This is a genomic window from Pedobacter aquatilis, from assembly GCF_032678405.1.
In the GTDB taxonomy this organism is placed as follows: domain Bacteria; phylum Bacteroidota; class Bacteroidia; order Sphingobacteriales; family Sphingobacteriaceae; genus Pedobacter; species Pedobacter aquatilis_A.
Genome location: NZ_JAVTSJ010000003.1, coordinates 317,674 through 336,640, shown reverse-complemented (window position 1 = coordinate 336,640; position 18,967 = coordinate 317,674). Strand labels below are relative to the sequence as shown.

Sequence of the window (18,967 nt, the reverse complement as noted above, 5' to 3'; positions counted from 1 at the left end):
TCGCCACATTAATTATGCCTTAAAGATAACTAATTACCCACCATAAATTATGAAGATTTATTCGAGGTAATAGTGCCTTATTTTTTGGAGTTTATCATCAAGCTCGTAAACCAGTGGAATACCTGTAGGAATTTCAAGTGCAGTTACTTCTTCGTTAGAAAGGTTATCGATATATTTTATTAATGCCCTTAAACTATTGCCATGTGCGGCGATTATTACTTTTTCATTCCGGCTTATTGCCGGAACAATCGACTCGTTCCAAAAAGGAAGCACTCTGCTGATGGTATCGCTCAGGTTTTCACTTAACGGCAGTTCTTCGGGTTTTAGGTGCTGGTAGCGCAAATCGTTTCCAGGGAAGCGCTCATCGTCTGGTGTGATAGCTGGCGGTTCCTCATCAGCATCACGGCGCCATTTCTGCACCTGTACAGCTCCATATTTATCAATTGTTTCGGCCTTATTTAAACCTTGTAAAGCACCATAAAAACGTTCGTTTAAATGCCAGCTTTTAAATTCCGGAATCCAGAGGTGGTCTAAATCTTCCAGTATAATATGCAAAGTTTTAATGGCCCTCTTTAGTAAAGAGGTAAAGGCTACATCAAAATTATAATCGTGTTTTTTTAATAGGGTGGCCGCTTTTTTAGCCTCCAGATGTCCCTCTTTCGATAAATCAACATCCGTCCATCCTGTGAAACGGTTTTCCTGATTGTAAATACTTTGCCCGTGGCGGATTAATATCAGTTTTTTCATTGCTTAGTTAACAGCTATTGTGACAGTTTGTTCAAATAAAAAAGGCCTGAAGAATATCTTCAAGCCTTAATGTTAATGAGCAGGGTTTATTTAAACTCCCTGAAGTCCTGTCCGTCTTTTATGTTGAGTAAACTCTCATAAATTAAACTGATTACATTATCTACGTCTTCTTTATGCACCATTTCTACGGTAGTATGCATGTAGCGTAGAGGCAAAGAAATCAATGCCGATGGGACACCGCCATTTGAATAGGCAAAGGCGTCAGTATCAGTTCCTGTAGAACGCGATGAAGCCTGGCGCTGGAAAGGAATGTCGTTCTTTTCAGCTGTTTTAATTAACAATTTATTCAGGTTGGTTTGTACCGCCGGAGCATAAGAAACTACCGGGCCTTTGCCTGATGATAAATCGCCCTGCGTGTTTTTGTTAATCATCGGTGTTGTGGTATCGTGTGTTACATCGGTAATGATTGCAACATTAGGTTTGATGCGTTGTGCGATCATTTCAGCACCACGCAAGCCGATTTCTTCCTGTACTGAATTAACAATGTATAAGCCGAAAGGTAATTTTTTCTTGTTTTCTTTCAATAAACGGGCAACTTCGGCAATCATGAAACCACCTACACGGTTATCTAAGGCACGACCAACATAATAACGGTCGTTCAGTACCATAAACTCATCTTCATAAGTAATTACGCAGCCCACATGGATACCTAATTTTTCTACTTCTTCTTTCGAAGTGCATCCGCAATCTAAAAAGATGTTTTTAAGTTCTGGTGCCTGTTCTTTTTCTCCGTGACGGGTATGGATTGCAGGCCAGCCGAAAACTGCCTTAACCATGCCTTTTTCGGTATGGATATTTACACGTTTCGATGGTGCAATCTGGTGGTCAGAACCGCCGTTGCGGATTACATAAATTAAACCATCATTGGTAATATAGTTTACATACCATGAAATTTCATCAGCGTGTGCTTCAATTACAACCTTGTAAGGCGCTTTCGGGTTGATCACACCAACAGCAGTACCATAATTATCAATAAAATGCTCATCGATATAAGGTTTCAGGTAATTTAACCAAAGTTTCTGGCCTTCCCACTCGTAACCAGTAGGTGCAGGGTTGTTTATGTATTCTTCAAGAAATTGTAACGATTTTTTAGTTACAACAGCAACATGTTTTTTCTTGTCGTCTTCTTTTTTCTTAGCCATATTATCTATTTAAGATTTCAGGTTTACAGTTCCAGGTTGGCAGGCGCCTCTTTTTTATAAACCTAATTATTTATTTAATTTCTAAATTTATTGTAATTGCAAGTTTATAGTCTAAAATTCCAATTCCATTACAACGAAATCGTAACCATCTTTAAAAAAGGTCTTCCCGGTTTCGCTAAAGCCAAATTTATAATAAAATTCCTTTGCATTAACACGGGCATTGCACCAAAGCTTGCTTGCTTTCTGAATTTTACAAAAATCCAAGATATACTCCATCAGTTTAGTGCCTAAACCTGATTTTTGGACATCATTCTGGATTGCCAACTTTCGAAACTGGTAAACATCACCTTCGTGAAACAGGGAAACAACGCCTGTGAGTTTATGGTTCAGGTATAAGCCAAAGTGTGTGCCCTCAAAATCATCAGCAAGTTTTACGCTATCAAAAGGTAGTTCGGGGTACATTACTTCATGCCTGATGCGCCATGTTAACTGAGGAATGATTTGTTCGATTTGAATAAGTGCTTCCAAGTTAAAATTTCTTGCTTCCGTAAAATTTGTAAATTAAGATATTCAGGGCGATAATCCCTGTCATTCCATAGCAGAATAAGTTCCAGCCGCCCTGGTCCCAAAGGAATAAACCCAATGCTGAACCACAACTTGCACCAATAAAACTAACCGACATAAATATCGTGTTTAACCTGTTTCTGGCTTCGGGAATTAAAGTATAAATCCGGGTTTGATTGGTAACATGTATTGCCTGCTGACCGATATCGATAAGGACGATACCGATTACAAACAGGTACAAATAGCTTCCTGTAAAATAAAATAAAGCAATGCTTATGATTTGCAGGATAAAACCAATCATTAAATTCTTCCGTGGGTTACCTCCATCACTTAATTTGCCAACCAGGGGTGCGGCTAATGCACCGGCGGCTCCGGCAATTCCGAACAGCCCGATTTGCAGGGTTTGGAAACTGAAAGGCGGGTTAGCCAGAAAAAGTACCATGGTAGTCCAGAAAGCACTAATTATGGCAAAGGCCAGGAAATTAATAACCGAGGTTTCGCGTAGTACCGGCTGTGTTTTAATGTAGCCAAGCATCGAGGTCATGAGTTCTTTATAACTACCTTTAAATGCCGGATAACTTTGTGGAAAACGCTTAGCCATTAAAGCAATCAGTAATGCGCATATACCGGCTGCGATGTAATACATGGCACGCCAACCCAGCCAGAAACCGATGCTTCCGCTTACGGCTCTCGATGCCAGAATACCAACAAGGAGCCCGCTCATAATCATCCCGATATTTGCGCCGCGATTTTCATCTGAACTTAAATTAGCGGCAAGTGGCAAAATAAGCTGCGGCACAATTGAGCATGCCCCGATTAACAGCGAAGCAATTTCCAGTAAGAAAAATGTTTTTGAAACAGCAGCAACCAGAAGTGCCAAAATAGCCAAACCTGTTATAATTAATATCTGCTTTTTACGCTCGAACATATCACCAAGCGGCACCAGCAAAAATAAACCCAAAGCATAACCAATCTGTGTTAAATAGGTAATGCGCCCGGCATAACTTTCTGTAAGGTTAAAATCTTTTGCTACCAGAATTACCAAAGGCTGGCAGTAATAAATATTTGCAACAATTAAGCCTGTGCAAAAGGCCATTAATAGGATATCGGCTCGTTTTAACATAAAGAGATGTAAAATGTAAGATGTAAGATGTAAAATGGATGATGGTTTTTTGAAAGTATTAAGATGAATGGACAATGTTACACAAGCTCGTCCATATTACATCAAACATCTTCCATCCTTACAAAGGTATGTTTCCGTGTTTTTTACGCGGACTGTTTACCACCTTATTTTCCAACATCCTGAAAGCTTTTATTAACTTACTTCGTGTTTGCGATGGTTCGATCACTTCATCAATAAAACCACGTTCGGCAGCACGGTATGGGTTGGCAAAAATATCTGAGTACAATTTTTCTTTTTCCAGCCATTTTTCCTGCGGGTTTTCGGCTGAAGAGATTTCTCTTTTAAAAATAATTTCCGCAGCACCCCTGGCACCCATAACTGCAATTTCAGCACTTGGCCATGCATAATTCATGTCGGCACCAATATGCTTACTATTCATCACATCGTAGGCACCACCATAAGCTTTTCTGGTAATTACCGTAATTCTCGGAACAGTTGCCTCGCTAAAAGCATAAAGTAATTTTGCACCATTGGTAATAATACCATTCCATTCCTGATCAGTGCCGGGAAGGAAGCCAGGAACATCTTCAAAAACAAGCAAGGGAATATTGAAGCAATCACAGAAACGCACAAAACGGGCAGCTTTATTTGAGGAATTACTATCTAAAACACCGGCCAGATAAGCCGGTTGATTGGCTACAATGCCAATGCTTCGGCCAGCTAACCTCGCAAAGCCAACAACAATATTCTCTGCAAAATCTTTATGTACCTCCAGAAAACTATCTGCATCGGCAACTGCTGAAATCACATCTCTTATGTCGTAGGGTTGTGATGCATTTTCGGGCATAAAGGTATTCAGTTCAGTTCTGCTTTCATTCGCTGGTTCATAAGGGAGCTGCCCGGCCATTTCCTCGCAATTCTGGGGCATATAACTCAGCAGCTTTTTTAAATGGCTTATGGCTTCAATTTCATTTGCACATGCGAAATGCGTTACACCAGATTTAGTAGCATGCGTGCTTGCGCCTCCGAGTTCTTCTGAGGTAACTTCTTCATGTGTTACGGTTTTCACCACATTAGGGCCCGTTACAAACATGTAAGAAGTGTTTTCTACCATTAAAATAAAATCGGTTATTGCCGGAGAATACACGGCGCCCCCGGCACAAGGACCCATAATTGCCGAGAGTTGCGGAATGACGCCTGATGCCTGGACATTTTTGTAAAAAATATCGGCATAACCACCTAAAGAAACTACACCTTCCTGGATACGGGCACCACCACTATCATTTAATCCGATTAAGGGCGCTCCGTTTTTCATGGCCATATCCATGAGCTTACAGATTTTCTCTGCATGGGTTTCCGATAAGGAACCGCCAAAGACTGTAAAATCCTGGGAAAAAACATAAGTTAACCTACCGTTAACTGTGCCATAGCCAGTAACTACCCCGTCGCCCAGGTATTTTTCGTTTTCCATGCCAAAATCGGTACTGCGGTGGGTAACCAGCATGCCGATTTCTTCAAAAGAGCCTTCATCCATTAAAAAATGAATACGCTCCCTGGCCGTAAGTTTTCCTTTTTTATGCTGACTGTCGATACGTGCCTGCCCACCGCCAAGGTTTGCCTGTTTTATTTTATCCTGAAGTTGTGCTATTTTCTTATCCATATTAATAACATGAGTTTTTAAAATTAAAAATTAGTATCGGGAATGCAATGTTTGGTCTCTTGTTATTTACAGGAAGATGGCGCTAAAAAGGTTTTTCAGAAATACAGTACACCTGCAAATGTATTTTGCTGTAAAAGTATAAAGGTTCTTTATATCAGATATTTAGGTGTTTTGTTTCTTTATATTGCATTTTTTTTACACCTTAAAGTATTGAAAAGTCAATTATCCGTTTATTTTTGTAATCAACATTAAAACGAGATTAGAATTTAACTCATGTTGTTAAGGAAGTACAAATATCTTATCGTTGGAGCCTTTATGCTCATCTTCAGTGCGAAGATGGTAATTTCTGGCGCACCGGTATTTTGTACTTGTATCGATAAGGAAATTATGAATGCCGTAATCATGCAAATTGAGTTAGAGCATGATGGCGGAAAGGATGCCGCCAAAGACGTATCGAAATTCACCGATTTTAAAATGGTCGAATTAAACCATCCTATCTTTTCTTACGAATTCTCTTCGAGCCATTTTGTTTTGAAGAGCAGCTTTATAGAGCATTTCAAAAGATATGTAGACCCATATCACCCTATCGTTCCGACACCGCCGCCTAACTTTATCTAGTTTCCTGGTGTAACAGCATTTTTCTTATGATTGGATTTATAGATAACCGTTTTGTTTATGGTTAGCTAAGTCTATATTTTACCTTTCATTTTGTTGTTGCACACGATTTTATTCGTTAAAGTTTACCAGATAATCATATCGTTATGCAAAAGTTTAACCCGGCCTTTTCAGGTACGGATGTAAAGAAATATTTTCTTGCAAAGAATTTAAAGAAAGATTTACCATCAAGTATTGTGGTGTTTTTAGTGGCTTTGCCACTGTGTTTAGGTATTGCGTTGGCCTCAGGTGCGCCATTATTTGCCGGCTTAATTACGGGTATCATTGGTGGTATCGTCGTCGCAACATTCAGCGGATCGCAGTTAAGTGTAAGTGGGCCTGCTGCCGGTTTAACGGTAATTGTGTTAGGTGCAATTACTTCCCTTGGTTCGTATCAAACCTTTTTACTCGCAGTTGTACTTGCGGGTGTTTTCCAGTTGATTTTAGGTTTAGTAAAAGCCGGAACAATTGGTAATTATTTCCCTTCGAGTGTAATCGAGGGTATGCTGGCTGCCATCGGATTAATCCTGATTTTAAAACAGCTCCCACATGCTTTAGGTGTTGATAGTGATTTTAGTGGCGATGAAGGTTTCTTTCAGCAAGACCATGAGAATACTTTTTCGGCAATAACAGCGGCATTGAGTCATTTTAGTCTGGCCGCGGTGGTAATCAGTTTAGTATCCATAGCCATTCTGGTTGTATGGCCTAAATTCCCTAAGCTGGCAATTGTACCAGCGCCATTACTGGTGGTAACATTAGGCGTACTCGGAACAATATTTTTCGGAAGTACCGAACATCCACTGAGGGCCGATCAGATGGTTAAAATACCTGTTGTAAATGGTATCGGAGAGTTCTGGGGCTTATTTACCATGCCCGATTTTTCTCAGCTTGCAAACAAAAACGTTTATGTTGTTGCCATTACGATAGCCATTGTGGCGAGTCTGGAAACTTTACTAAGTATTGAAGCCATTGATAAGATAGACCCTATAAAACGCGTAACACCAACAAACCGCGAGTTAATTGCACAAGGTATTGGTAACATTACCAGCGGAATGGTTGGCGGTTTGCCGATGACATCTGTAATTGTAAGAAGCTCGGCTAACGTAAATGCAGGTGGAAGAACTAAAATGTCGGCTATTTTTCATGGAACATGGCTATTATTGTCGCTATTATTTATTCCGCAACTGATAAATATGATACCGCTTTCCTGTCTGGCAGCAATTTTGTTGGTAACCGGATATAAGCTTACGCGTATTGGCCTATTCAGGCATATGTATCACAAAGGCTGGGATCAGTTTATACCTTTTGTAATCACGATAATTGCCGTGTTGTTTACTGATTTACTGAAAGGTGTGGCCGTTGGAATGCTGGTTTCCATCTTCTACCTGTTGCGTACCAATATGCGTAACCCATTCTTTTACCGGATTACAAATGATGGTGATAAAAAGAATGTGCGTATTAAGCTTGCTGAAGAAGTTTCCTTTTTAAATAAAGCAGCGATACAGGTGGTTTTAACGAATATTCCCAGAGAAACGAATGTTATTATTGATGGAACAAATGCCCGCTATATCGATCCTGATGTGCTGGAAACCATCTTCAATTACAAACATAATGCCTATACAAAAGGTATTATTGTAACACTCGAAAATGTACAGAAACATTATACTGTACCTAAATTAAACAATAAGATAGTAGAAGATATTAATAAATAAAAAGCTATGTGCGCAAAAACAATTGAGACAAAAGATATAACATACGATAGTTTGTTACAGGGAAATAAAGACTGGGTTAAAGATATGATCGATAACGACCCTGCTTTTTTTGATAAACTTTCTGAAGGACAAAGCCCTCCGGTTTTATGGATAGGCTGTTCTGATAGCAGGGTGCCGGCCAATCAAATTACAAATACTAAGCCTGGCGATGTTTTCGTTCACCGTAATATTGCCAATGTAGTTGTTCATACTGATATGAACATGCTTTCGGTGCTCGATTATTCGGTAAATGTGTTAAAAGTAAAGCATGTAATCGTATGTGGTCATTATGGCTGCGGTGGTGTTAAGGCAGCATTGGGTAACAAACAGGTCGGTATTATCGATAACTGGTTACGAAATATCCGTGATGTTTATCGCACACATGAACGTGAAATGGCAACCATTAAAGATGAAGAACAAAGGTTCAATCGTTTGGTAGAGTTAAATGCTATAGAAGGCGCTGCGAACATTAGTAACACTTCTATTGTACAGGCAGCCTGGGCGAATGGCCAGGAATTAGCTGTACATGCCTGGGTTTATAGCCTGAAAACGGGAATTATTAAAGATTTAAAAGTAACAAGTTCAAGCCTTGAAGATGTTACCCCAACTTTTAAGGTGGGCTAATTTACATCCCTCCATATAAACAATAAATAATGCCCCGTTTTGGGGCATTATTTGTTTTCGGTATTTGGCATATTCCCTGCATGACCCTTGTTGCCCTTTTCGGCATCTTCACGGGCTTCTTCCGATCCGAAATCACCTCTGCCAAAGTTTCTTCCCAGGTTACCAGCATCGGTTTTAACTTTGTTCTTTTCATGATTTGCATCGCTATGGTGGCGTGGAACAAGTTGGTCGGGCATGTTTGTTTTATCTGCTGAGTTGTTCGCTTTTTCGTTACTTAAGTTTTGATTTTTATCTTCTTGATTTTCCATGATATTGTTCTTTATCTATAGAACATTTAGATATGATGATAGTTTTAAGGGATTTGGGAATGAAGGTTTAGTTCTCAGCGGATGACTGTGAGGATCGCCTGGGAGAGCTGAGGTAATCTATTTAAAAAAAGAGTTCTAATTGAGGTAGCTTCGCCTGATGCGAAACCGGTTTTGTAACTAAAAACTTCAGCGGCAGGTTAAAAGTAGCTATTCCATCGGTTGCAGATGCTTCGTTCCTCAGCATGACAGTTTGCTCAAGGTTGTAGCAAAAAGAAAAGGTTTTTACTATTTTCTGATTCTTACCCTGTCGATTAAATCAACAGGAAGAAAATCAGATAAAACCAGGTAACCATCTCTGTTATAATCGGTGGCTAATTTCTTTTGTTCTTCAGTAAGATTTTTAGTTTTGATGATTTCGCTAAAAAAGGGAGATTCTACCCATGGGAAATTCGACTTGATCATAGTTGGATAATTGGTGTTAAATCAATTTCTAGAAACGACATATTTAAGCTTAAAAAGAAAAATGTTGTACTATAATAATAAAACCCCTGCATTTGGCAGAGGTTTTATTATTAAAATTTATTAATCTTCAGCCAGAAACGGATAACGGTAATCTGTTGGTGATTCGAAAACTTCTTTGATTGTACGTGGTGAAACCCAACGTAGTAAGTTAATCATCGAACCTGCTTTATCGTTCGTGCCCGAACCTCTCGCACCACCAAATGGTTGCTGACCAACAACTGCACCTGTACATTTATCGTTAATGTAAAAGTTACCTGCTGAGTTGCGTAAAGCATGGCTCGCTTTCTCAATGGCGTAACGGTCTTGAGCGATTAGCGCACCAGTTAAAGCATATGGTGAAGTTGTATCAATTACTTTTAAAATAGAATCGAAATCTTTATCTGCATATACATAAACAGTTAAAACCGGACCAAATAACTCTTCGCACATGGTTGTATATTTCGGGTCGTCAACTACTAAAACAGTTGGCTCAACAAAATAACCTTTGCTCTTATCGTAATTACCGCCGGCGATAATTTCAACGCCTTTATCTTTTTTAGCCTGATCGATGTACTTCGCTAATTTATCAAAAGAACGCTCGTCGATAACGGCATTGATAAAGTTGGTGAAATCTTCAGTTCCGCCCATTTTAAATGTAGCGATATCGCGTAGCATTTGTTTTTTAAGTTCAGGCCATAAACTTTCCGGAATATAAACACGGCTTGCAGCTGAACATTTTTGTCCCTGATATTCGAAAGCGCCTCTCACAATTGCTGTGTTTGCAATGTCTGTTTGCGCTGATGGGTGAACCAGGATAAAGTCTTTACCACCTGTTTCGCCAACAATGCGAGGATATGATTTGTATTTATGGATGTTGGTACCGATGGTTTTCCAGATTTCCTGGAATACTTTGGTTGAACCTGTAAAGTGGATGCCTGCAAAATCAGGGTGATTGAAGATCACATCACCTGTTTCAGGTCCGTCGGCGTAAACTAAGTTCACAACGCCATCAGGTAATCCCGCTTCGCGGAAAATCTCCATTAAAAGGTTAGCGGCATAAACTTGTGTATCTGCTGGTTTCCAAACCACAACATTACCCATCATGGCTGCTGATGCAGGTAAGTTTGCAGCAATGGCCGTAAAGTTGAATGGTGTTAAAGCAAAAACAAAACCTTCAAGCGGACGTTGTTCAACACGGTTCCAGCTGCCTCGTGGCGAAACCGGAGGTTGTTGTTTGTAAATTTCAGACATATAGCTTACGTTGAAACGTAAGAAATCAATGAGCTCGCAAGCTGCATCGATTTCTGCCTGATAAGCATTTTTGCTTTGACCTAACATGGTCGCAGCGTTTAATTTATAGCGATATTTTCCGGCAATTAAATCTGCTGCTTTTAAAAAGATAGCCGCACGGTGTTCCCAGGCAAGGTTTTCCCAGTCTTCTTTTGCTGCCAAAGCTGCATCAATTGCATGCGCAATATGTGTTTTATCGCCAATACTGTATTGTGCTAAAATATGTTGGTGATCGTGTGGTGGAACAACTTTCCCTTTTTTAGTGGTGTGAACTTGTTTGCCCCCAATATACATTGGGATGTCTTGCTGGTGCGAACGGGCTTCGGCAAGGGCTTCTTTTAAAAGAACACGCTCTGTGCTGTTCGGGCCATAATTTAATATAGGTTCGTTAACCGGAGCCGGTACGTTAAAAAATCCTTTAAGCATATTTTATTTTTTATGATTTGTACAAAGATAAGGCTTTTTAAGAGATGCTATTCTATTCTTCTGTAAAGAAATATAGGACATTGCGCTTATGATATCTTTCATTCAGGTATGATTCTGATATGCATTTCGTACAGTGTTAGCATAGCATGGTTATGGGTGGAATGGTTATTTAAGGTCTTTTATTCGCCCATTAATTATTTATAATTTTTAAGAAGCAATTGACAGTGAAGCGGGTAATACCATACCAAGGTGCTACCGTAAACTAATACAGTAGACTTGTATGAACAATTAATGATGCACGGATAAGGTACGGATATGACACGGATTAGAGTCGCATTTGATATGCTTTAGGGGAGAGAGCTTTTTGGAATATTTAGCAAGAATTGTTAGATTAGGTTAATCATCCCCCTGGCCACACTAATATAAGCAAATTATGGCAACATCTGATGGGATTGTTAGATTTTCCGGGAAATTAGGAGATCTTATTTTTTATGTTCGAGGGAAAAAGCGTGTAGTGAGGAAGAAACCAATTACTCACCAACTTTCGGCGGCTAGCAAAAGTGCATCAACAGACTTTGGAGAAGCCAGCAAACAGGCCGCTTATATTCGTAATGCTTTTTCACCACTGTTAAAGATTTATTCCTATGGAGATGTCACCTCCAGATTTACCCAGCGCCTTTGCAAGATTTTTAAAACTATTCCTGATAAACACAGGGGTAACAAAAAACTAATTGATGGTGATGTGAAATTGTTGTGTGGGCTGGAATTTAATGCGGTTACGCCATTGGCTAATCTCCTGTATCAGCTTCCGTTTATAAAGATAAGCGCTAAGGGCTTGCTGCACCTTCAATTGAACAGGATGAAAATGACCCAATTCGTTAAAGTAGTGGCTAAGTCTGATGCATTTGTTCTTCGCTTAATGGTTTTTGCTTTAGGGCTTGCGGATGATCAGATTGAAATTATCGCTATAGAGGATTACCAGGTTGATTTGAATCTGCCAGATTTTGATGGCGCAACATTGGATATTCCTTTTGAAGCTGCAGGGGAAAAGGCTTTAATGATTGCTTTAGGGGTTTCTTATCTAAAAGACGGTATTCCATCAGGAAACCGAAAGTATTTTGCCGGTGGGATTACACATTGCTGGCACCTAAGAGATGGCGTGGAAGTGGTGTTTAAGCCAGAATTACCTGTAAAAGAAGATGAAGTGGTTGAGCAGATTGTCCGGCTAAAATGGAAGCCTTCCCAGGATTAGTGGCTTAAAAGAACATGAATTTGCTTTAAGCTTGTGTTCTGTTTTTTTTTAAAAAAGACTTAATCCCTTTTAATTTGAGCTGTTTTTCTTGTGATCGAGTCATCAATGAGAGATGTTCCTGAATCCTGCTCCGTCGTTCAGGCGGATACTATCGGAAATTATTTTAAAATAAATTATGAATATTAACACTGTTAAGTATATTTGCAGTGTAAATATTTATCATGGGAATTAAAGAGCGTAAAGAAAAGCATAAAGAAGATTTAAGGCAACGGATTTTAGATGCGGCAAAAGAACTTTTTCTGAAGGATGGTTATGATGCCACTTCTATCAGAAAGATTGCAGAAAGAATAGAGTTTAGTCCGACCACGATTTATCTATACTATAAAGATAAAGCTGATATCATGTATGCGCTTCATCAGGAGGGCTTTATTTTGCTGGGTACGCAATTCGCCGTTTTGCAACATGTTCATGAACCATTTGAACGCCTAAAGGCAATGGGAAGGGTTTATATGAGCTTCGCATTGAATAACCCCGATTTCTATGAACTCATGTTTATCATGAAAGAACCAATTGAATTTGTTAAAGCGCACTGCCTTGATGAAGAGTGGGAAGAAGGCGAGCAGGCTTTCGCGGCACTGATCATGACGGTTAACCAATGTAAAGAAGCGGGTTATTTTACGCAGTTCGATACCACAACCTTTGCCTTAAATATCTGGTCGCTGATGCATGGTTTATGCAGTTTAAAATTGCAGGGGCATCTTGATCACATGGCCTCGACCAAAACTGGTATGGACGAGGGAGTAGATTGGCTTGAGCAAACTTTCACTGGTTTTATTGCCATGTTAAATAGTATGAAGTAGTAATAACTTAACACTGTTAATGATGAAATTCATCTCACTAAAAAACGCTGTAGCTTTTCTTATAATAGGTTTGATTTCTATCTCAAAGGGAAAGGCACAGCAAATCCTCGATGCCTATGTGGCAGAAGGGTTTAAGAACAATATTGTGCTGCAACAGAAAAGTATTTCTTTAGAAAAAGCACAGTATGCCTTAAAAACTGCAAAGAGCTTGTTCTTACCTACGGTAGCTTTTTCTACCAGCTGGTCTACTGCTGATGGTGGCCGCAACATTCCTTTGCCTCTTGGCGATTTGCTCAATCCGGTGTATGGTACACTTAACCAGCTTACGGCTACGAATAAATTCCCGATGCTCGAGAACCAGAGTATTAACTTCCTGCCAAAGAATTATTACGATGCGAAAGTACGGACGACTGTTCCGATACTCAATACCGATATCGGATACAATAAGAAAATCTCCGAGCAGCAAGTTGTATTGCAGGAATTTGAAGTGCAGATTTATAAACGCGATCTGGTTAAAAACATCAAAACCGCTTATTACAATTACTTAAATGCCGTGCAGGCTGTTGATATTTACAAGTCTGGTTTGCAGCTTGCCAATGAAGGATTAAGGGTGAATGAGAAGTTGCTGGAAGGAGGAAAAGGCTTGCCTGCCTATGTGCTTCGTTCCAAAAGTGAAGTTGAAAATGTAAATGCCCAGGTAGTTTCGGCCCAACAGCAGGTAATGAATGCCAGGATGTATTTCAATTTCCTTCTGAATAGAAATGCGGATGAAAAGATTGATGTCAGTTCGGATGATCAGGACATTTTAAATAATTCAGCGAGTTTAGCTGGTGATTTATCAATTTCAGGAAATAGGGAAGAGTTAAAGGCCCTTGATCAGGTGATCAATATCAATAAAACCGCACTTAAAATGAACAAGGCTTTTGCTGTTCCAAAACTTGGTGCTTTTGCCGATTTAGGTTCTCAATCAGAAGGCTTTCATTTTAACAACAATACAAGATATTATATGCTGGGCTTGCAGCTTGATATCCCAATCTTTACAGGAAACAGGAATAACTTTAAAATCAAACAAAGTAACCTGGAAATCAAAAATGCTGAACTGAATGCGTCTTTAGTCGCTCAACAGTTAAACCTCACGGCTAAAACAGCACAAAATAATCTTCGTTCCGCATACCAGACTTATCAATCATCACTTAAACAACTTGAAGCCGCCTCGAGCTATCAACGTTTAATTGAAAAGGGTTTTAAAGCAGGAACGAACTCCTTTATCGAAACAGTTGATGCCCGAAACCAATACACTTCAGCACAACTGCTGGTAAACATAAACAAATATAAAGTGCTTTCGGCAGTGGCCGATGTAGAACGCGAAACAGCTACTTACTCCATAAATTAATATATGAACAAGATATTTATTTACTCCACTTTAATTGCTGCAACGCTGGGGATCAGTGCCTGCGGTAACCATAAAACCGAAGAAACTAAAGTCGGTGGCGAGGAAACTATCCCTGTAAAAGTAATGGAATTAAAAGTTGAAGATGCCAGCCATGCCATTGCAGCTTCAGGACAGTTTACTACCAATGACGAAACTTTCCTTTCCTTTAAAAATGGCGGAATCATCAATAAGATACTGGTAAAGGAAGGCGATGCCGTGCGTCAGGGGCAGGTATTGGCTACCGTCAACCAAACGGAAATATCCGCTCAGGTACAACAGGTTAATTTATCTTACCAGAAAGCCGAACGCGATTTTGCCCGGGCCAGTAAACTGTACAAAGATAGTGTGGCCACTTTAGAGCAGATGCAAAATGCCAGGACGGCATTACAGGTTGCAAAACAACAGTTAGATGCAGTAAAATTCAATCAGAATTATTCCGAGATCAGGGCAACAAGTAATGGGTATGTGCTTAAAAAACTGGCAAGCGATGGGCAAGTGGTTGGACCGGGAACACCAATTCTTCAAATTAACGGTGCAAACCAAAGCAAGTGGATTTTAAAAGCAGGCCTGAGTGATGCACAATGGTCGACCCTGAAAATAGGCGATAACGCTACCATTACCACCGATGCTTTGCCAAATCAAACGTTTCAGGCAAAGGTAAGCCGTAAGGCAGAAGGTATCGATCCGCAAAGCGGCACCTTTGGTGTGGAACTCACACTATCAGAAAGTAAAGTTAAAGGCCTCGCAGCAGGTTTATTTGGAAAAGCTACTATTATCCCGACGAAAAGTACCAGCAGCTACACTATTCCATATGATGCCTTGCTGGATGGTGATGAAAATGTGGGTTATGTGTTCATTACGAATGATAACAAAACCGCACAAAAAGTAAAGGTTCAACTGGGTACAATCCTGAACGATAAAATCAGTATTACGGGAGGTCTGGAAAATGCAGGTGCCCTAATTGTATCGGGTAGTGCTTATTTAACCGATGGTTCTAAAATAAAGGTGGTTAGGTAAAAGCTGAAAGATTAAAGCGGAAAGGGTAAAGCTGAAAGGCTAAAGCGAAAAGCTTTAATGCAAAGGATAAAAAAAATGCTGTCATTCTGAGCGCAGCGAAGAGGGAGAAGCAGCCATGAAGTAAATCTGCAGGTTATAATGCAGTGGCTTTTGTTTGGTTTGACACCAATAGGTTAGAGGTTTTTCGCTGTGCTCAGAATGACAAAAGAAATTATATAGAAGAAAATACTATATCTCGTTAAGATGAAAATATCAGAATACGCTGTAAAAAATTACCAGTTTACCTTAATCATGGTGCTCATGGTTCTGGCGCTGGGTATTACCACAATCTTCAATATGCCGCGGTCGGAAGACCCTGATATGAATGCCCCAAACTATCCTGTGGTAGTTGTTTATCCAGGTGCAAGTCCAAAAGATATGGAAGAACTTGTGGTAAAACCGTTAGAAAAGAAAATCTACGGGCTGGATGATATCAAGCAAATTAAAACCACCATTCGTGATGGCTTAGCTGTAGTATTTGTTGAGTATAAATATGCCGTTAATGTTGATGAAAAGTATCAGGAACTGGTACGCGAGGTAAATAGCGAGCGGGCAAATCTTCCTCAGGAAATTTACAGTATGGAAGTGCAGAAAGTTCAGCCATCTGATGTAAATGTTTTGCAAATCGCTTTGCTATCTGAAAATGCATCGAGAGATAAGTTGAAAAACAAAGCAGAGGATTTGCAGGATGAGCTGGAAAAAATTCCTTTTCTCAAAAATGTTGAGATTGTAGGCTTGCCTGATCAGATCATCAGGGTAGATTTAAATCTAGACAAGCTGGCTCAGTTACATCTGCCAGTAACCTTTATCGCAAATGCCATACAAAGTGAGGTTGCTAATATTCCAGGCGGCAGTGTAAATGCCGGAACAAAATCATTCAACATCAAAACCAGTGGAAACTATCAGGATATTGATGAAATAAAAAACACTGTCGTTTTTAGTGGAAACGGTAAAAATACTGCGCTTAAAGATGTTGCAAATGTATATTTTGATTACTCACAGGAAAAAGACATCACCAGGTTAAATGGTTACCGCTGTGTATTTGTAGTTGCTGCACAAAAATCAGGAGGCAATATTACCAATGCGCAAAAGGCCTATTTGCCTGTTATCGAGAAGTTCAAAAAAACGCTGCCTGCTAATATCGATCAGCAGTTGATGTTTGATCAGGCTGATAATGTAAACAACCGATTGGGTGGATTGGGAACTGATTTTTTGATTGCTATTCTTTTAGTTTTGGTTACACTATTACCTTTAGGCACGAGGGCCTCAATCGTCGTAATGGTTTCCATTCCACTCTCCTTAGCCATAGGGGTAATTCTGCTAAGCGTTTTAGGTTTCAGCTTAAACCAGTTAAGTATTGTTGGGCTCGTGGTATCATTGGGTTTATTGGTTGATGATAGTATTGTTGTCGTCGAAAATATAGAGCGGTGGATGCGTGAAGGGCATAGCCGTTTAGATGCAACACTAAAGGCAACCAAACAAATTGGTATGGCAGTAATGGGTTGTACGGCCACATTAATTATTGCCTTTATGCCTTTGATGTTTTTACCCGAAGCTTCAGGCGAATTCATCAGGAGTTTACCGGTAGCGGTAATTTGCTCGGTAATTGCTTCCATGCTGGTCGCTTTAACAGTTGTTCCATTCTTATCGAGCAAGTTATTAAAACCACATGCTGATGTAAACGGAAACGTTTTCCTGCGTACCTTACAGAAAATTATTCACGGCTCTTATTCAAAACTTTTAGATAAAGCACTTGCGAAACCGGTATTAACGATTTTAATCGCAGTTGGTATTTTTGTTGGTTCCATATTCCTGATTCCCGTTATCGGATTCAGTTTGTTTCCTGCTTCAGAGAAACCACAGTTTTTAATTGATATTTCAACGCCATTACAGTCTAATCTGAAATATACCGATTCAATCACCAGGCAGATCGAGGCAGAGCTAAAGAAAATCCCTGAAGTGCGTTACTTTGCCTCGAATGTAGGTAAAGGGAACCCAAGAATTTATTACAATGTACTGCCACAAAATGAGCGTACGGATTTCTCAGAATTGTTTGTACTGTTACAGCCCGATATCCGTTCTGATCGAAAACTGGAAATTATTGAAATGCTCCGCAAAAAATGGACACCATACGCCGGAGCCAAGGTTGAAGTGAAAGATTTTGAACAGGGCCAGCCAATTATTTCTCCTGTAGAAGTACGTTTACTAGGCGATAACCTGGATACTTTACGGAATCTTGCCGAAAGGGTAGAGAATATGCTCTTGAAAACGCATGGTACCATGTATGTGAATAATCCACTAAAAAACCTGAAATCTGATATTAAAGTTGACATCAATAAAGATAAAGCGCAGGCATTGGGTATTCCTACCGTTAATATCGACAGGACCGTCAGAATGGCTGTTGCCGGAATTGAAGTAGGTAAGTTCTTAAATCCTAAGTCATCAGGCGATGATTACAGTATATTGCTGACTACCAAACACCCTTCAAATCCCGATTTATCTGTGTTTGATAATTTATACATTAATAACAATCAGGGAACTTCTATTCCGTTGTTGCAGATAGCTTCATTAAAGTTGGAAACCTCACCACTGAGCATTAACCACCACAATAAAATCCGGACAATTTCGGTAAATGCTTTCGTACAGAAAGGTTTCTTAAATGATAAGGTGATTCAGGATGTGGAGGGTAAAATGAAAAATATAAAACTTCCTGAAGGTTACAGTTTTGAAATGGGCGGAGAGGTAGAAAGTCGTAACCAATCGTTCGGTGGTTTTGGCAGTATACTATTGGTTACCTTGTTCCTTTTTATAGCGGTATTAGTGCTGGAATTTAAAACCTTTAAAAGTACAATGATCGTGCTTTCCGTTATTCCATTGGGCATTGTAGGAGCAGTGTTAGCCTTAATGGTTACCGGAAACTCGCTGTCTTTCGTTGCTACGATTGGTATTGTGGCACTGGCGGGTATCGAAGTAAAAAACACCATCTTACTGGTCGATTTTACAAACCAGTTACGTGCAGAAGGGATGCCACTTAATCAGGCCATTGAAGTAGCTGGTGAAATCAGGTTCCTGCCTATTATCCTGACTACCTTCACAGCTATCGGAGGTTTGTTGCCAATCGCCTTGTCGAGTAATCCACTGATATCGCCACTTGCGATTGTGATGATTGGTGGTTTGATCAGTTCAACTTTGCTGTCGAGGATTGTAACGCCAGTGGTGTATAAGCTTATGCCGCCTAAAGTTGAAAGTTAAAAGAATAAAGGTTTCGCCCGCAGATTGCACTGATTTTCGCAGATGAAGAAGCGTTTAAGTGATTTGCAATTTTCCTCTTTGTTAGAAGGGTGTCCGCAGGGCGGGGTTTTTAATAAATATTAGAAAAGCATGGGTTGGTGTTTCATCGGATACATCAGCCCCGTTTTTTGCTGCAATCTTTTTAAATAAAATCTGTCATGCTAACTAATGGAGAATCTGTTTCATCGGTTGCAGATGCTTCGTTCCTCAGCATGACAGTATGTTC

General features: G+C 39.8%; 17 protein-coding genes. 8 read left to right on the top strand and 9 right to left on the bottom strand.

The features are described 5' to 3' along the window. Positions 1-57: 57 nt before the first annotated feature. The 5 genes from gpmA to R2R71_RS10675 form a co-directional block, all read right to left on the bottom strand. Positions 58-747: a 2,3-diphosphoglycerate-dependent phosphoglycerate mutase gene (gpmA, locus tag R2R71_RS10695; RefSeq protein ID WP_316831271.1), complete on the bottom strand. Its 690-nt coding sequence runs from the start codon at positions 745-747 to the stop codon at positions 58-60. Between the two features lie 86 nt (positions 748-833). Next, positions 834-1,949 carry a M42 family metallopeptidase gene (locus tag R2R71_RS10690; protein ID WP_316831270.1) on the bottom strand — a complete coding sequence of 372 codons (1,116 nt, stop codon included), beginning with the start codon at positions 1,947-1,949 and terminating at the stop codon, positions 834-836. Positions 1,950-2,060: 111 nt separating this feature from the next. After that, positions 2,061-2,477 (bottom strand): GNAT family N-acetyltransferase, encoded by a 417-nt coding sequence (locus R2R71_RS10685; RefSeq protein WP_316831269.1) that lies wholly within the window; start codon positions 2,475-2,477, stop codon positions 2,061-2,063. A 1-nt stretch (position 2,478) separates the two neighbouring features. Further along, positions 2,479-3,636: an MFS transporter gene (locus tag R2R71_RS10680; RefSeq protein WP_316831268.1), complete on the bottom strand. Its 1,158-nt coding sequence runs from the start codon at positions 3,634-3,636 to the stop codon at positions 2,479-2,481. Positions 3,637-3,754: 118 nt separating this feature from the next. Then, positions 3,755-5,296: an acyl-CoA carboxylase subunit beta gene (locus R2R71_RS10675; protein WP_316831267.1), complete on the bottom strand. Its 1,542-nt coding sequence runs from the start codon at positions 5,294-5,296 to the stop codon at positions 3,755-3,757. Between the two features lie 273 nt (positions 5,297-5,569). On the opposite strand from R2R71_RS10675, the gene R2R71_RS10670 reads away from it, so the two are divergent. The 3 genes from R2R71_RS10670 (at position 5,570) to can (ending at position 8,325) form a co-directional block, all read left to right on the top strand. Continuing rightward, entirely contained in the window at positions 5,570-5,914 is a 345-nt protein-coding gene (locus R2R71_RS10670) for a hypothetical protein (protein WP_316831266.1), read from the top strand. A gap of 143 nt (positions 5,915-6,057) precedes the next feature. Continuing rightward, positions 6,058-7,662 carry a SulP family inorganic anion transporter gene (locus R2R71_RS10665; protein WP_316831265.1) on the top strand — a complete coding sequence of 535 codons (1,605 nt, stop codon included), beginning with the start codon at positions 6,058-6,060 and terminating at the stop codon, positions 7,660-7,662. Positions 7,663-7,668: 6 nt separating this feature from the next. Beyond that, positions 7,669-8,325 (top strand): carbonate dehydratase, encoded by a 657-nt coding sequence (can, locus tag R2R71_RS10660; protein ID WP_316831264.1) that lies wholly within the window; start codon positions 7,669-7,671, stop codon positions 8,323-8,325. A 47-nt stretch (positions 8,326-8,372) separates the two neighbouring features. Here can and R2R71_RS10655 read toward each other — a convergent pair whose 3' ends face one another. From R2R71_RS10655 to pruA, 4 genes are all read right to left on the bottom strand, one after another. Next, positions 8,373-8,633, bottom strand: a complete 261-nt coding sequence (locus tag R2R71_RS10655) for a hypothetical protein (protein ID WP_316831263.1) — start codon at positions 8,631-8,633, stop codon at positions 8,373-8,375. A 121-nt stretch (positions 8,634-8,754) separates the two neighbouring features. Beyond that, the gene (locus R2R71_RS10650; RefSeq protein ID WP_316831262.1) at positions 8,755-8,877 is read right to left on the bottom strand and encodes a hypothetical protein; all 123 of its coding nucleotides are present in this window, start codon (positions 8,875-8,877) and stop codon (positions 8,755-8,757) included. A gap of 41 nt (positions 8,878-8,918) precedes the next feature. Then, on the bottom strand, positions 8,919-9,095 hold the full coding sequence (locus R2R71_RS10645; RefSeq protein WP_316831261.1) for a hypothetical protein: 177 nt from the start codon (positions 9,093-9,095) through the stop codon (positions 8,919-8,921). Between the two features lie 120 nt (positions 9,096-9,215). Then, entirely contained in the window at positions 9,216-10,850 is a 1,635-nt protein-coding gene (gene pruA / locus R2R71_RS10640) for an L-glutamate gamma-semialdehyde dehydrogenase (RefSeq protein ID WP_316831260.1), read from the bottom strand. A 433-nt stretch (positions 10,851-11,283) separates the two neighbouring features. Here pruA and R2R71_RS10635 point away from each other — a divergent pair, with 433 nt between their 5' ends. From R2R71_RS10635 to R2R71_RS10615, 5 genes are all read left to right on the top strand, one after another. Further along, on the top strand, positions 11,284-12,102 hold the full coding sequence (locus R2R71_RS10635) for a hypothetical protein (protein WP_316831259.1): 819 nt from the start codon (positions 11,284-11,286) through the stop codon (positions 12,100-12,102). 221 nt (positions 12,103-12,323) lie between these two features. Then, positions 12,324-12,962 (top strand): TetR/AcrR family transcriptional regulator, encoded by a 639-nt coding sequence (locus R2R71_RS10630; RefSeq protein WP_316831258.1) that lies wholly within the window; start codon positions 12,324-12,326, stop codon positions 12,960-12,962. A gap of 19 nt (positions 12,963-12,981) precedes the next feature. Next, complete coding sequence (locus tag R2R71_RS10625; RefSeq protein WP_316831257.1) at positions 12,982-14,355, top strand: TolC family protein; 1,374 nt, start codon at positions 12,982-12,984, stop codon at positions 14,353-14,355. A 3-nt stretch (positions 14,356-14,358) separates the two neighbouring features. Continuing rightward, complete coding sequence (locus tag R2R71_RS10620) at positions 14,359-15,411, top strand: efflux RND transporter periplasmic adaptor subunit (protein ID WP_316831256.1); 1,053 nt, start codon at positions 14,359-14,361, stop codon at positions 15,409-15,411. 243 nt (positions 15,412-15,654) lie between these two features. Continuing rightward, complete coding sequence (locus R2R71_RS10615) at positions 15,655-18,702, top strand: efflux RND transporter permease subunit (RefSeq protein WP_316831255.1); 3,048 nt, start codon at positions 15,655-15,657, stop codon at positions 18,700-18,702. Positions 18,703-18,967 lie beyond the last annotated feature (265 nt).

Excerpts from the sequence above, each read along its gene's own strand:
- R2R71_RS10670 (WP_316831266.1), top strand. The coding sequence starts at position 5,570 with ATGTTGTTAAGGAAGTACAAATATCTTATCGTTGGAGCCTTTATGCTC.
- R2R71_RS10675 (WP_316831267.1), bottom strand. The coding sequence starts at position 5,296 with ATGGATAAGAAAATAGCACAACTTCAGGATAAAATAAAACAGGCAAAC.
- R2R71_RS10650 (WP_316831262.1), bottom strand. The coding sequence starts at position 8,877 with ATGCTGAGGAACGAAGCATCTGCAACCGATGGAATAGCTACTTTTAAC.
- R2R71_RS10625 (WP_316831257.1), top strand. The coding sequence starts at position 12,982 with ATGATGAAATTCATCTCACTAAAAAACGCTGTAGCTTTTCTTATAATA.
- R2R71_RS10630 (WP_316831258.1), top strand. The coding sequence starts at position 12,324 with ATGGGAATTAAAGAGCGTAAAGAAAAGCATAAAGAAGATTTAAGGCAA.
- R2R71_RS10680 (WP_316831268.1), bottom strand. The coding sequence starts at position 3,636 with ATGTTAAAACGAGCCGATATCCTATTAATGGCCTTTTGCACAGGCTTA.
- pruA (WP_316831260.1), bottom strand. The coding sequence starts at position 10,850 with ATGCTTAAAGGATTTTTTAACGTACCGGCTCCGGTTAACGAACCTATA.
- R2R71_RS10620 (WP_316831256.1), top strand. The coding sequence starts at position 14,359 with ATGAACAAGATATTTATTTACTCCACTTTAATTGCTGCAACGCTGGGG.
- R2R71_RS10690 (WP_316831270.1), bottom strand. The coding sequence starts at position 1,949 with ATGGCTAAGAAAAAAGAAGACGACAAGAAAAAACATGTTGCTGTTGTA.
- gpmA (WP_316831271.1), bottom strand. The coding sequence starts at position 747 with ATGAAAAAACTGATATTAATCCGCCACGGGCAAAGTATTTACAATCAG.
- R2R71_RS10655 (WP_316831263.1), bottom strand. The coding sequence starts at position 8,633 with ATGGAAAATCAAGAAGATAAAAATCAAAACTTAAGTAACGAAAAAGCG.
- R2R71_RS10635 (WP_316831259.1), top strand. The coding sequence starts at position 11,284 with ATGGCAACATCTGATGGGATTGTTAGATTTTCCGGGAAATTAGGAGAT.
- R2R71_RS10645 (WP_316831261.1), bottom strand. The coding sequence starts at position 9,095 with ATGATCAAGTCGAATTTCCCATGGGTAGAATCTCCCTTTTTTAGCGAA.
- R2R71_RS10665 (WP_316831265.1), top strand. The coding sequence starts at position 6,058 with ATGCAAAAGTTTAACCCGGCCTTTTCAGGTACGGATGTAAAGAAATAT.
- R2R71_RS10615 (WP_316831255.1), top strand. The coding sequence starts at position 15,655 with ATGAAAATATCAGAATACGCTGTAAAAAATTACCAGTTTACCTTAATC.
- can (WP_316831264.1), top strand. The coding sequence starts at position 7,669 with ATGTGCGCAAAAACAATTGAGACAAAAGATATAACATACGATAGTTTG.